Origin of the sequence: Pseudomonas taetrolens, from assembly GCF_900475285.1 — a bacterium.
In the GTDB taxonomy this organism is placed as follows: domain Bacteria; phylum Pseudomonadota; class Gammaproteobacteria; order Pseudomonadales; family Pseudomonadaceae; genus Aquipseudomonas; species Aquipseudomonas taetrolens.
The window spans coordinates 3,322,191-3,335,696 of sequence record NZ_LS483370.1 but is presented as its reverse complement, the minus strand read 5'-3'; the positions used below and the strand labels follow the sequence as shown (position 1 = coordinate 3,335,696).

General features: G+C 57.0%; 9 protein-coding genes. 7 read left to right on the top strand and 2 right to left on the bottom strand.

What is annotated here, in order from left to right:
- Nucleotides 1-229: 229 nt before the first annotated feature.
- The 3 genes from DQN55_RS15380 to DQN55_RS15370 are packed head-to-tail and all read left to right on the top strand — an operon-like array spanning nt 230 to nt 4,663.
- Complete coding sequence (locus tag DQN55_RS15380; RefSeq protein WP_048379492.1) at nt 230-856, top strand: response regulator transcription factor; 627 nt, start codon at nt 230-232, stop codon at nt 854-856.
- Nucleotides 857-4,120, top strand: a complete 3,264-nt coding sequence (locus DQN55_RS15375; protein ID WP_048379494.1) for an ATP-binding protein — start codon at nt 857-859, stop codon at nt 4,118-4,120.
- Nucleotides 4,121-4,177: 57 nt separating this feature from the next.
- The gene (locus tag DQN55_RS15370; protein WP_048379495.1) at nt 4,178-4,663 is read left to right on the top strand and encodes a GNAT family N-acetyltransferase; all 486 of its coding nucleotides are present in this window, start codon (nt 4,178-4,180) and stop codon (nt 4,661-4,663) included.
- A 52-nt stretch (nt 4,664-4,715) separates the two neighbouring features.
- On the opposite strand, the gene DQN55_RS15365 is transcribed toward DQN55_RS15370, so the two are convergent.
- Both DQN55_RS15365 and DQN55_RS15360 read right to left on the bottom strand, forming a co-directional pair.
- Complete coding sequence (locus DQN55_RS15365; protein WP_048379497.1) at nt 4,716-6,959, bottom strand: TonB-dependent siderophore receptor; 2,244 nt, start codon at nt 6,957-6,959, stop codon at nt 4,716-4,718.
- A 159-nt stretch (nt 6,960-7,118) separates the two neighbouring features.
- Nucleotides 7,119-8,861: a phosphoethanolamine transferase CptA gene (locus DQN55_RS15360; RefSeq protein WP_048379499.1), complete on the bottom strand. Its 1,743-nt coding sequence runs from the start codon at nt 8,859-8,861 to the stop codon at nt 7,119-7,121.
- 377 nt (nt 8,862-9,238) lie between these two features.
- Between DQN55_RS15360 and gnd the strand changes: the two genes are divergently transcribed.
- The 4 genes from gnd to DQN55_RS15340 all read left to right on the top strand — a co-directional run bounded on the left by gnd (nt 9,239) and on the right by DQN55_RS15340 (nt 13,493).
- Nucleotides 9,239-10,219 (top strand): phosphogluconate dehydrogenase (NAD(+)-dependent, decarboxylating), encoded by a 981-nt coding sequence (gene gnd / locus DQN55_RS15355; RefSeq protein ID WP_048379501.1) that lies wholly within the window; start codon nt 9,239-9,241, stop codon nt 10,217-10,219.
- The gene (gene zwf / locus DQN55_RS15350) at nt 10,216-11,742 is read left to right on the top strand and encodes a glucose-6-phosphate dehydrogenase (protein WP_048379503.1); all 1,527 of its coding nucleotides are present in this window, start codon (nt 10,216-10,218) and stop codon (nt 11,740-11,742) included. Before gnd ends, zwf begins: the two co-directional genes overlap by 4 nt.
- A complete protein-coding gene (locus DQN55_RS15345) occupies nt 11,739-12,557 on the top strand; it encodes a Cof-type HAD-IIB family hydrolase (protein ID WP_048379505.1) in 819 nt (272 codons plus the stop codon). Before zwf ends, DQN55_RS15345 begins: the two co-directional genes overlap by 4 nt.
- Nucleotides 12,558-12,680: 123 nt before the next feature.
- Entirely contained in the window at nt 12,681-13,493 is an 813-nt protein-coding gene (locus tag DQN55_RS15340) for a crotonase/enoyl-CoA hydratase family protein (protein ID WP_048379507.1), read from the top strand.
- The last annotated feature ends 13 nt before the right edge of the window (nt 13,494-13,506 follow it).

Here is a 13,506-nt window from a genome sequence, read left to right as displayed (position 1 = left end):
TGTAAGCGGGATTCAAATGGCGATTATGCGCGGCTTTATTTCAACCGGTTCTCTGTATGCAGTCTTCATTTTTGATCGCGGGTGACGAGAAAGTTTGTAGGAAATATCCTATAATTTTTCTATCATTCATTAGCGCATTTTTCTCCGTTCAAGCGATGTTGTTTCTATTCAAAACGATAGATATACAGCCGATACGAACAGTAGCCCGGGCTAATGGCGGGGGGGTTAAATGTTTAAAGTTCTGATTGCCGATGATCATTCGCTGATCCGCTCAGCGGTTAAAGTCCTACTGCAAAACCAGGGCTATAACGTTGTGGCAGAAGCAACCAATGGCATCGATGCGGTTCAACTGGCACGTCAGCATGTCGTGGACATGGTGATCCTGGACATCACGATGCCGGGTCTGGATGGTCTTGATGTGATCAGCCGGATCAAGGCTTCTGGCCTGAACAGCCGGATACTGGTGCTCACCTCGCAACCGCCGCTGTTTTATTCACAGCGCTGCATGAAGGCCGGTGCCGCCGGTTTCATCTCCAAGACCCAGGACCTCAGTGAGTTGCTGCGGGCAATCAAAGTGGTCATGGATGGTTATATGTTTTTCCCCAACCTGACCATTACGTCCGTGCGCAACAGTGACGGGACGTTGTCCGATCTCGAGCTGATCGAACAGTTGTCTGCCCGGGAGCTGAGCATCTTGCAGCAACTGGCGCGAGGGCTGAGCAACAAGAAAATCGCTGAAGACATGACGTTGAGCAGCAAGACCATCAGCACTTACAAAACGCGCCTGATCGAAAAGCTCAACATCAAGTCGGTGGTTTATCTGGCAGATTTTGCCAAACGCAATGACCTGATTTAAATGAAGGTCCTTGTGTGGCAAGGACTGGCCGGACTGTTACTTCTTATTATCGGGCTGCACAGTGCAATAGCTGACACGTCTGTACAAACGCTAGGGCTGTTGGGTCGTTCAAGCGTGGAAGGGTACAGCGTGGAACTTGCACCCGCTGACAGGCAATGGCTCAAACACAAAGGCACCCTTCGCCTGGGTGTTTCTGCACCCGACTACCCGCCTTTTGATTTGACGTCCAGCGGCGAGGAATTCGAAGGGCTGACCGCTGACTATGCCGCGTTGTTGTCGCAGTTGCTGAATGTGCCCATCGAGGTCAGGTGCTATCCGACGCGGCCGCTGGCGATAGCCGCGCTCAAGCGTGGCGAAATCGACCTGTTGAGCAGTGCCAATGGTTTTGAGGCGGCAGACCCCGGGCTGGTACTGAGTCTTGCCTATGCTGACGACTCGCCCGCCCTGGTGACGCGCATCAGCCCTCGAGAGGAACTGCCCGACGACCTGGCGGGCCTGCGCGTGGCGATGCTGGATCACTACTTGCCGCCCGAAAGTGTTCACGCGTTTTATCCCGAGGCCACGCTGCAACTGTATCCCTCCACCCTGACGGCGATCGGGGCCGTGGCGTTTGGTCAGGCGGACGTCTACCTAGGCGACTTCATCAGTGCGCATTACCTGATCAAAAAAAACTATTTGAACAATGTGCAACTGGCAGACTTTTCACGGCTGGAGGCCAATCCGTTCACGTTTGCCCTGAGGCGCGGTAACAAGCGGTTACTGTCTGCGGTGAACGCGGCGCTGGCCGTGATCCCGGCCAGTGAACGGATGACCATTCTGCGGCGCTGGAGCTCCGAAGGGCCGCAAATGAATAATCGCTGGCGGCTTGATTTCACCCCCGATGAGCAGCGCTGGGTGCGGGAGCATACGCGCCTGAAAGTGGCGATCAATGATCAGTTTCTGCCGTTTTCGTTTTTCGATGAACAAGGCACATTCAAAGGGTTAGTGGCTGATGTCCTCGCCACGATCAGTGCGCGTACGGGCATTCAATTCGAGCCGGTACGGGGGGATTCGGTTGAAGCTATGGAACAGTTGGTCATCAGCGGCAAGGCCGATCTGGTGGGTGCGTTCATCCCTAAAACGGGTCTAAACAGCGCGCTGCAACCCACCCGGCCTTACGTCACAACGCCTTTCGTGCTGGTGACCCGCATCGGCCCTGAAAACCCTGTCACGCTGGATCAGATGGCGGGCAAGCGAGTGACCATGGTGCGCGGAAATGTACTGGGTGAATTTGTGCGCCAGACCTACCCGCAGGTTCAGGTGCTGAATGCCGATAGTGCGGCGACGGCACTGACCATGGTGGCTGAGGGCAAGGCGGATGGGGCGATCAGTCCGCTGCTGAGTTCGCGTTATTTGATTGCCCAACACTTTAGCAAGCAGTTGCACATCACCAGCACGGTGGGTACATATCCTGCACAAGTGGGCTTTGCCACGGCAAGCCATGCGCCTGAGTTGAACTCGGTCATGGACAAAGCACTATTGAGTATCCCCCCTGAAGAAATGGGAGCGCTGATCAATCGCTGGCGCAGTGATAAGTTGCAGCCCGACAGTTATTGGTTGCGCAACCGCGCCGCGATTGTTCGAGGTTTTACCATCGCGGCGGGCCTGTTGTTAGTTGCTCTGGTGTGGATTGCCTATTTGCGTCGGGCAATCGCCAGGCGCCAGCAGTTATTGGAGCAACTGCAAGCGGCCAAACAAAGTGCCGATGAAGCGAACCGGGCGAAAACCACCTTCCTGGCGACCATGAGTCATGAAATCCGGACACCGATGAATGCGGTGATTGGCATGCTGGAGCTGGCCATGAAAAAAGCCGACCAGGGCGTCATGGACCGGTTTGCCATTGAGGTGGCATCCGGCGCGGCGCGGGAGCTGCTGGATTTGATCGGTGACATCCTGGATATCGCGCGCATCGAGTCGGGGCACCTGTCATTGAACCCTAAACGCGCCAATGTGCAGGCGCTGGTAAAAAGCGTGATGCACATGTTTGAAGGGCTGGCGCGGCAGAAGCGTCTGAGTCTGGTCTGCGAGCTGAATACCCTGACGGCGAGCACCGAAGTACTGCTCGACCCGATGCGCTTCAAGCAAATTGTCTCCAACTTGTTAAGCAATGCCATCAAGTTCACGGACAAGGGCCAGATCCGCCTGACAGTCGACATGGCCCCCGCTCACGATGCGGGTCACGTGTCGATCCGCGTGTGTGTGACAGACACCGGGATGGGCATTTCTGACGTGGACCAGCGGCGATTGTTCAGCCCGTTCGTACAGGCCAGTAACAACACTCAATCCGTTCGCAGTGGCTCGGGCCTGGGGTTGGTGATCAGCCGCACGCTTTGCGAAATGATGGACGGTGAGCTGCAGCTGAGCAGTGTCTTGGGCATCGGTACCCGGGTAGAGGTCATGTTGGTGTTACCACGGCTTGAGCCGGAGCACGCGGTGGTGGTCGCGGAGCAGGAAGGGCCTGTGCAGACACGTTCACTGAATATTCTGGTAGTGGATGATTACCCGGCCAACCGCATGCTGCTGTCCCAGCAACTGAGTTATCTGGGGCACCGCGTGACTGACGCTGAAAATGGTGCGCAGGGCTTGGCTGCATGGCGTACGGGGGCGTTCGACGGGGTGGTGACCGACTGCAGCATGCCGGTCATGGATGGCTATGGATTGACCCGTGCCATACGAGCTGAAGAAGCCGCACGAGGCCAGGCGCCGTGCCTGATTTTGGGGGTTACCGCCAATGCACAACCTGAAGAAGTCGAGCGTTGTCGAGAAGCGGGGATGGACCAGTGCCTGTTCAAACCGATCAGCCTCAAGGACTTGAGCACGGGGCTGGCTTCAGGCATACCGGATATGCAGGAAGAGGCCGAGGTCAATGACGATTCTGCAGTGGATGGTGAGATTGATTTGAAGTACCTGAGCCAGTTGAGCCAGGGCGACGACAAACTGGTTCACAGGTTGTTGGCGGAGCTGGCGAGCAGCAACAGCGAGGACCTTGTTCGTTTGCTGGCGCTGTTTGTTCGCGACGACTATCAAGGCCTGGCGAAGCTCGCGCATGGGATCAAGGGCGGAGGCATGCTGATTCGTTCCGCTCGACTGGTTGAATGTTGTGAGCAACTTGAAGCCGCCTGCGGTGCGGGTGATCTGCAGCAAATCACGGCCTGCGTCGACGCCCTGCACAGCGCCATGGAGCACCTGGCCGAGGTGCTAGACCGCTACGCCCACGCACGATAAGGTTTACCGCTGTCATCAATGGACATTACAGACGTGAATCGTCGAGGAATACGTGCAATGCCGGATGTCGTGATCGTGCAAGCCAACTATGCCAATCCTGTTCACGCCGAGGCGCTCAGGCAGGTGCTGAATCACTACGCTCAAGATCCGATGGGGGGCGGTGAAGGTCTGGCGCCAGAGGTGCTGGAGCAGTTGCCGTCCGAGCTGGCCAAACGCCCGCATGCGTTCAGCGTCCTGGCCTTTGTCAACGGCGAGGCGGCAGGGCTGATCAACTGTTTCGAAGGGTTTTCGACCTTTGCCGCAAAGCCTTTGATCAATGTACATGACGTGTCGGTGGTGGATACATTTCGCGGGTTGGGACTGAGCCAGCGCATGCTGCTCAAGGTTGAAGAGATTGCCCGTGAGCGCGATTGCTGCAAAATCACCCTCGAGGTGCTTGAAGGCAATCCGGTGGCCCAGGCGTCCTATCGCAAGTTCGGTTTCAGCGACGGGCAGCTTGATCCGGCCCACGGCCGTATGCTGTTCTGGAACAAATACCTGTAAAGGGTTGTTGTCGGCAGGAGTGGGTTGGTCGCTCCTGCCTTCGGTTAACGGTTTACAAGGTCCACTCCAGGCCTACGCTGACGGTTCGCGGATCGCCCCAGAACACGCCGTTATAGAACCCGACGTTTTCGTAGTACTTCTGATCCAGCAAGTTCTTGACATTCAATGATGCCGAGACGTGTTTGTCGAACTCGTAGCGCGCCATCAGGTCGACCAAGGTGTAGGCCTTCTGGGTAATATCTTCCTTGAAGGTGATCGGATTGCCTTTATCATTTTTGGCACCGGTCGGGCGGTTGGCTGCCCGATAGATATCACTTTGCCAGTTGACGGCGGCCCCCACAGTCATGGCATGCCATTCGCCGGGCAGGCGATAAGACGTGGAGATTTTCACCAGGTTCAGCGGCGATGCGGTGTTCATGCGCTGGCCGGCGGCGTTGCGTGAATGGGTGTAGGTGTAGCCCGCCATCATGTTCCAGTCACGCAGCACCTCACCGGCCAGCTCGACCTCAAAGCCCTTGACCTTGTTGCCCTTGCCGCCGGAGGTGTAGTACTCCTCGCCGTTCGGTCCACGAGGGACGGAGGCATCGACTTCCGGAACGTTGTCCTGCTTGCTCCAGAACACCGCACTCGACAAGTTCAGGCGCTCTTCAAGGAAGCTGCCCTTGAGCCCCACTTCATAGTTGCTGCCCACCACCGGCTCGAGGTAAGAGCCGCTCACATCCTTGTTGCTGGTGGGCTTGAAGATATCGGTGTAGCTCACATAAGCCGTCAGATCCTCAGTGAAGTCATACAACAGGCCCGCGTAAGGCGTGAGCATGTCGTTGTGTTCCTGGCTGACTTTTGCGTGCTTGAGGCTTTTGTTGTCTTTTTCGAATTCGGTACTGGCATTGGTGCTTTTCCAGCTGCCATAGCGGGTACCGAGAACGGCGTGCCAGTCATCGCTCAGATTAAAGCGCGTGGCCAGGTAACCGGACTTCTGCTTGATCACATCGTGGCTGCCCTGGATGCCGGTATTCATGTCCTGGTATTTGGGAATACCGCCCATGTCGCGCCAGTCCGGGATGGTGCCGTAGTCTTCGGGGTTGAGGTCGACCATCAACGGTGAGGTGTTGTCATTCTTGGCTTCGCCGTAACCCACCATCAGTTCGTGATCACGTCCGAATAATGGATAGGTTCCCGAGATGTTGACGTCTACTGCCGTCATTTTTTCGTCACCAATGAAGTGGCTGCTGTAGGCCGACATGCCGGTGCCATCGGCATTGGGGAAGCCGCCGCCAGCGTAATACACCTTGCCTTCGGCATCGCTGGTGCGATGGGTGTAGGCGGCTTTCAGACGCCAGTCGTCAAACAGTCGCTGGTCAAGTGTGGCAAAGGCGGTCTTGTCCTTCATCGGCCACGAACTCCAGGAAGTGGCCATGTTGGTTGAGCGGCCAAACCGGGCTTTTTCACCGGTGCCGGTCCAGTAAGGCGTCGTGCCCCAGGATGAGCCTTGTACCTGTTTGTCCTGATAGTCGTAACCCACCGCCAGGGTGGTGTCGTCGGTCAGGTCAGCTTCGAGAATGCCGTAGGCGACTTCGCGCTTGAGCGCGTAGTGGTCGCGAAATGACTTGCTGTCGCGGTAAGCCAGGACAGTACGGCCGCGCAAGCGCCCGTCGAAGGCCAGCGGGCCACCAACATCGACAAAGCTGTAATAGTCGTCATAGCTGCCGCCGCTGACCCCGGCCTTGGCGGCCAGCTCGCGGGTAGGGCGTTTGCGGATCATGTTGATGGTGCCGGAGGGATCACCCGCGCCGGTGGTCAAACCGGTGGCCCCGCGCACCACTTCAATGCGGTCGTAGATGATGGTGTCGGCGTCAGACTTCATGAAGCTGAAGGTATTGAGCATCCCGTCAATCTGGAAGTTGCTGATGCTATAGCCGCGCGACGAGTAACTGACACGGTCCGAGTCGTTATGTTGCACCACTACGCCCGTCGTATGGCGCATGGCTTCGGTCAGGGTGTTGAGGTTGAAGTCGTCCATCTCCTGGCGAGTGACAACCGAAATGGACTGTGGAGTTTCGCGAATGCTCAGGTTGAGCTTGGTGGCGGTGCTGGTCGAACCGGTGGTGTAGGAACCGGTGTTTTCGGTGGTCATTCCCAGACCGTCAGCGGTGACACGGGTGCTGCCCAGCTCCAGTGAACCGGGGGCTTTTTCGACGTCGTCCCGGTCATCGGTGTCCGCCAGCAGATAGGGGCTGGCGGCGCTGGTGATGAGGCCGAGGGCTAACGTCATGGAACGGGTGATTGGCGCGAACATCGCTGCCGACTCCTTGTCATTGTTGTGAAGTTGTCTAGTGCTTCAAACGAATGACAAGGGCAGGAGTTAGCGTTGTTGAGAATGATTGTTGTTTCTTGATGTGTCTGAGGTGGAACTAAAATGCGGCAGGGCGGTATGAGCGCCCTGCAGGGGGAGGGCTTACTGTTTGGCCACACTGCCTTCAGCAGGCGGTTTAGGCTTGATCAGGCTAAAGTCGATCAACGCTTTTTGCGGGCGTGAGTAAGGGTTGCCGATCAATTGCGGACGGGCAACGAACTGGTTGCTGACCAAGCTCTTCTTGTCGTCCAGTTCGTCAGCGCTCAACCCGGCCATATCGGCCCAGGTATGGATGAACTGCGAGCTGCTGTAAGGCCGGCCGAGGTCGTTGGAAAAATTCCAGGCATGGTCCTCACGCCACTTGGGGGAGGCCCATACCATGAAGGGAATGGTGTACATCGGCGCTGTCGGTTTGGATTCATTACGGCCCAGTGTGCCGTGGCCCGCAGAGTCAAAGACATCTTCGCCGTGGTCGGACAGGTACAGCAGGAAGCCGTTGGGATCGGTCTTGGCAAAGTCCTTGATCAGGCTCGACACCACGAAGTCGTTGTACAGGACCGCATTGTCGTAGCTGTTGTACGTCGGGACCTGATCATCGCTCAGGCCAACCGGTGCGCCGGTCCGATCGGTGAACTTGTCGAAGGTCGGCGGGTAGCGGTACTGGTAGCTCATGTGGGTGCCGAGCAAGTGAATCACGATCAGTTTGCGCGGAGCACTGTCGGCCAGGATTTTCGAGAACGGCTCCAGCACGTCGCCGTCATATTGGCGGGCGTTCTGGTTGCGGTTGTTATTCAGGTAGACCTGCTGGTCGGCCTGCTCGGAAAAGGTGGTGAGCATGGTGTTGCGTTTGGTCATGGTCTGCTGGTTGGTCACCCAGAAGGTTTTGTAACCGGCCTGCTTCATCACGCTGACCAGCGAAGGCGTGCTGAGGTAAAGGTCAGGGTTCTCTTCGTCAGCAAACGTCAGTACTTGTTGCAGGGCTTCGATGGTGTACGGGCGCGGGGTCACCACGTTATCAAAAATGGCCAGTTGGTCACGCAGTTTGTCGAGGTTGGGGGTCGTCTGACGTGGGTACCCATACAGGCTCATGCGCTGACGGTTGGTCGATTCACCGATGACCAGCACCAGCGTGGTGGGTTTGCCGGCTTCGTTATCCTTGAGGTTGGTCAGGGGCGGGATTTTGCTGGCGCTGGCAAGCATGCCTTGCATGCTGTCCAGTTGCTGCAGGTAACGGCGGTAAGCCACCACCATCTGCCATGGCACTGCGGGCTCAACCCGGCTCTCGAAGCTTTCCAGCGCAGAGGCGAAAGTATCGTGTTTGAGCGTTTGCTTGATCAGCGGGTAACCGATCACGGCTACCAATAACCCCATTGCGACGGCCCAGGCCTTTGCGCGTGGCAGGTAGACCGGACGCAGGCGAGTCCAGAGGAAAATCGCGAAGGCGGTGTGAGCGAGGAACGCGAACACCATCCACCAGGCAAAGTACTGAGTCATGTATTCGCCAGCTTCGGAAATGTTCGACTCGAACATGATGAAGATGACGCTTTGCGAGAACTCTTGTTGATAGATAAAGAAGTAGCCGAGGCTGGCCATGGAACAGGCCCACAACACAATGCCGATGACCGCAGCCATTACCCGGGTGCGCGAAGGGAACAGCAGCATGGGGGCCAGCCAGACGGCACTCATTACAAAGGCCTGGCGGAATCCTGAAAAGCCGGAGGTGCCGGTGAGTTGTATGAGCAGTTGGGTGATACCAGAGAAGTACCAGAAGAATAAAAACAGCCAGCCGAATCCGGCCCAGTCGAATCCTTTCGCAGATGTGTTACTGCGTTTAAACATCCCCATACAGCGCTCCAGCTGAAAACCACTTGGTAGGCGGGTGCCGAAAGCCCGGCACAACACAGGAAGGCTGCTTCAAGGGTGAGCAGCCATCATAAAGGGTTCAAGTATCACTAAGGGAATGTGAAAACTTTGTCAGACATGACAGCGAAGTCAGGCCCGCTGTGGTGTATGGATTCTTTTGCCGATGCAGTGGACTTGCATGTTTTTTTCAGTTTTTAGGGCTCGCGTCCGTCTGTTCAATGTATAGAAGCGCGAATATGGGTTGCTGCATGTGCGAAACTATATCCCATGTGCCAGGACTAACCCTGAGCCGAGCACCTTGAGCAATGTTGCACTAAGGTGCTGTACACCTATTTATTTGTCGTTGGGAGCAACAGTACATGCAGTTGGGAATTATTGGGTTGGGCCGTATGGGCGGTAATATCGCACGGCGTCTTATGCTCAATGGGCATACAACCGTGGTTTTTGACCGCAATACCGACTTTGTCAGCGCCCTCGAGCAAGAAGGCGCCACCGGCGTAGCCGACTTGCCTGCGCTGGTTGCCAGCCTGGAAAAGCCTCGTGCGGTATGGGTCATGCTGCCGTCCGGCGCACCGACCGAAGACACCATTGAGGCCCTGAGCCAACTGCTCGACGCCGATGACATCATCATCGATGGCGGAAACACTTTTTACAAAGACGACATTCGTCGTTCGCAGTCGCTGGCCGAGAAGGGCCTGCGCTATGTCGACGTTGGCACCTCGGGCGGCGTTTGGGGCCTGGAGCGCGGTTACTGCATGATGATCGGCGGTGATACAGCGGTGGTTAAACACCTGGACCCGCTGTTCGCAACGCTGGCACCGGGCATGGGCGATATCCCTCGCACCAAGGATCGTGTGTCTGATGATGATCGCGCTGAGCGCGGCTATATCCATGCCGGCCCGGCTGGTGCGGGTCACTTCGTCAAGATGGTGCACAACGGCATTGAGTACGGCTTGATGCAAGCCTACGCCGAAGGCTTCAACCTGATGAAAATGAAGACTTCCGAGAACCTGCCGGAAGATCAGCGTTTTGATCTGAACCTGGGCGATATTGCCGAAGTATGGCGTCGCGGCAGCGTAGTGTCGTCCTGGTTGCTGGACTTGACCGCAGACGCCCTGGCTACGGATGCTCCGCTGGACGGTTATTCGGGCGCTGTAGCAGACAGCGGCGAAGGTCGCTGGACCATCGAAGCGGCCATGGAACAATCCACACCGGTACCGGTACTGTCGAGCGCCTTGTTTGCACGCTACAGTTCTCGTCAGCAGAGCCTTTATGGCGACAAATTGTTGTCGGCCATGCGCTTTGGTTTCGGCGGCCATGTGGAGACGCCTAAAAAATGACCGAACTGTCCAGTAAACCCGATGTCAAGCCCGCACCGCCCACCACGCTGTTTCTGTTTGGAGCCCATGGTGATCTGGTCAAGCGCCTGCTGATGCCGGCGTTGTACAACTTGAGTCGAGACGGTTTGCTGGACGACGGCCTGCGCATTGTGGGCGTTGACCACAATGCGATCAGTGATGAAGGCTTTGCAAAAAAACTGGAGGACTTCATTCGCAATGAAGTCTCCAGCAAAGTGGATCATCCCGAAGGCCAAGGCTTGAATGCCGATTTGTGGGCCTCGTTGGCGAAAAACATCAGCTATGTGCAGGGCGACTTTCTGGATGACAGCACCTATACGGCGCTGGAACAGAAAATCTTCGCCAGCGGCACCGGCAATGCGGTGTTTTACCTGGCCACTGCGCCGCGCTTTTTTAGCGAAGTAGTGCAGCGGCTGGGTGCCAGCGGGCTGCTCAAAGAAACCCCGGATGCATTTCGCCGGGTAGTCATTGAAAAACCTTTTGGCTCGGACTTGCAGACAGCACAAGCGTTGAATGCTTGTCTGCTGACAGTCATGAGCGAAAAGCAGATCTATCGGATTGACCATTATCTGGGCAAGGAAACCGTCCAGAACATCCTGGTCAGCCGCTTTTCCAATGGGCTCTTCGAAGCTTTCTGGAACAATCACTACATTGACCATGTGCAGATCACTGCGGCTGAAACCGTCGGAGTCGAAACACGTGGCAGTTTCTACGAAAACACCGGTGCCTTGCGCGACATGCTGCCCAATCACTTGTTCCAGTTGCTGGCGATGGTGGCGATGGAGCCGCCTGCTGCATTTGGCGCGGATGCGGTGCGTGGTGAAAAGGCCAAGGTGATTGGTGCTATTCGTCCCTGGTCCAAGGGCGATGCCCTGAAAAACTCGGTCCGCGGGCAATACACCCGGGGTGAATCGGGTGGCAAGCCGGTCGTGGGCTATCACGAAGAGAGCAACGTGGCCCCCGACAGCACCACGGAAACCTTTGTAGCGCTCAAGGTGATGATCGATAACTGGCGTTGGGTCGGTGTGCCGTTTTACCTGCGCACGGGCAAACGCATGAGTGCCCGTGATACCGAAATTGCGATCTGTTTCAAACCTGCACCCTATGCACAGTTCCGCGACACCGAAGTCGAACGCCTGCAGCCCAACTATTTGCGTATCCAGATCCAGCCCAATGAAGGCATGTGGTTCGATCTTCAGGCCAAGCGCCCGGGGCCCGGATTAAAGATGGCGAATATCGAGTTGGGGTTTGCTTACAAGGACTTCTTCGAAATGCAGTCTTCCACAGGCTACGAAACGCTGATCTACGACTGCCTGACGGGCGATCAAACCTTGTTCCAGCGCGCCGATAACATCGAGAACGGCTGGCAGGCGGTGCAACCGTTTCTGGATGCATGGCGCGAAAACAAGGATGACGTGCATCCCTACGAGGCTGGCAAAGACGGTCCGCAGGCAGCTAAAGAACTGCTGGCTCGTGATGGTCGGGTCTGGCTGAACATAGGATGAGTGGCGTGAAGGACGACTTGATTCAACTGGTGCTGTCTGACATGGATGGCACCCTGTTATTGCCCGACCACAGTATCAGCCCCCGCAACCTGGCGGCGGTCAAGGCGTTGCAGGCGGCGGGCGTGCATTTCACGCTGGCCAGCGGACGGCCGCCCCGGGCCATGCGCGAGTACGTCGAGCAATTGGGCATTGAACTGCCGATCGCCGGCTTCAATGGCGGGATTCTGGTCAACCCCGATGGCAGTTACCTGCAGTCGCATCCTGTGCCTTATGACGCCGTGTTGCAGGCTCTTGCGCTCCTGGCCGGGCATGACGTTGAAGTGTGGCTGTTTGCGGATGATGAGTGGCTGTTGCGCGATCCACTGGGCGAAATGGTGAGTCAGGAACAGCGGGGCCTGGGCTACGGTCCGCGTGTAGTCACGAGCTTTGAACCCTACTTGAACGGCGTGCATAAAATTGTCGCCGCCAGCCGTAATGCCGCGCTTCTGGTGGACCTCGAGCAGCGTTTGCAGCCGCTGTTGAGCGGGCAGGCATCCGCCAGTCGTTCACAGGCCTGCTATCTGGACATCACGGCGATTCGCGCCAACAAGGGCGATGCGCTTGTCACGCTGGCAGAGCTGTTGAACGTGCCTTTGCCGCGCACGCTGGCTATCGGCGATGGTGGCAACGACCCGGCCATGTTCAAGCGTGCCGGACTTTCGATCGCCATGGGGCATGCCGACCCGCAGGTGCGCGAGCAAGCGATGCATGTGACCGGCAGCAACGTCGAAGATGGTGTCGCTCAGGTCATCGAGCGTTTGATCCTGGAGAGTTGAGGCGTATCCGGCTGGTCATATTGTCCGGATTATGGCGTCATTACGGCCTGCCTGGAGCTGGCAGCCCTTGTTATAGTCCGGCGCTTATTGACCGGCGACAGCGCCCCCAAAAGGATTCAGGTTATGTCCGACTACCAGGCTTTTCAGGTTGAGCTAACAGGCAATATCGCCCACGTGCAGATCAATCGACCTGAAAAGGTCAATGCAATGAATGCGGCGTTCTGGAGCGAGATTGTCGAGATCTTTCAGTGGATCGATGAAACCGATGCTGTGCGGGTGGTAGTGCTCAGTGGTGCCGGCAAGCACTTCTCGGCCGGTATCGACCTGATGCTGCTGGCTTCGGTGGCCAACGAAATGGGCAAGGATGTGGGGCGTAACGCCCGGTTGCTGCGTCGCAAGATTGTGCAAATGCAGGCGTCATTCACTGCAGTCGATCAGTGCCGAAAACCTGTTCTGGCTGCCGTTCAAGGCTATTGCCTGGGCGGTGCGATTGACTTGATTGCAGCCTGCGACATGCGCTATGCGGCCGAAGACGCACAGTTTTCAATCAAGGAAATTGACATGGGCATGGCTGCCGATGTGGGAACGCTGCAACGTTTGCCGCGTATCATCGGTGATGGCATGCTTCGGGAGCTGGCTTATACCGGGCGCATGGTCGCAGCCGATGAGGCACGTGCCATCGGGCTGGTGAACCGGGTCTACAGCACTAGCGAAACCCTGCTCGAAGGCGTCATGGACATTGCGCGGGTGATCGCCGGCAAGTCACCGATTGCCGTCGCAGGCACCAAACAGATGATCAGCTACATGCGCGATCATCGCGTCGATGACGGCCTGGAGTATGTAGCAACGTGGAACGCCGCCATGCTTCAGTCCGACGATTTGCGGTTGGCCATGACCGCGCACATGACCAAACAAAAGCCTGAATTTCTGGATTGACGTTTTTCCGGCG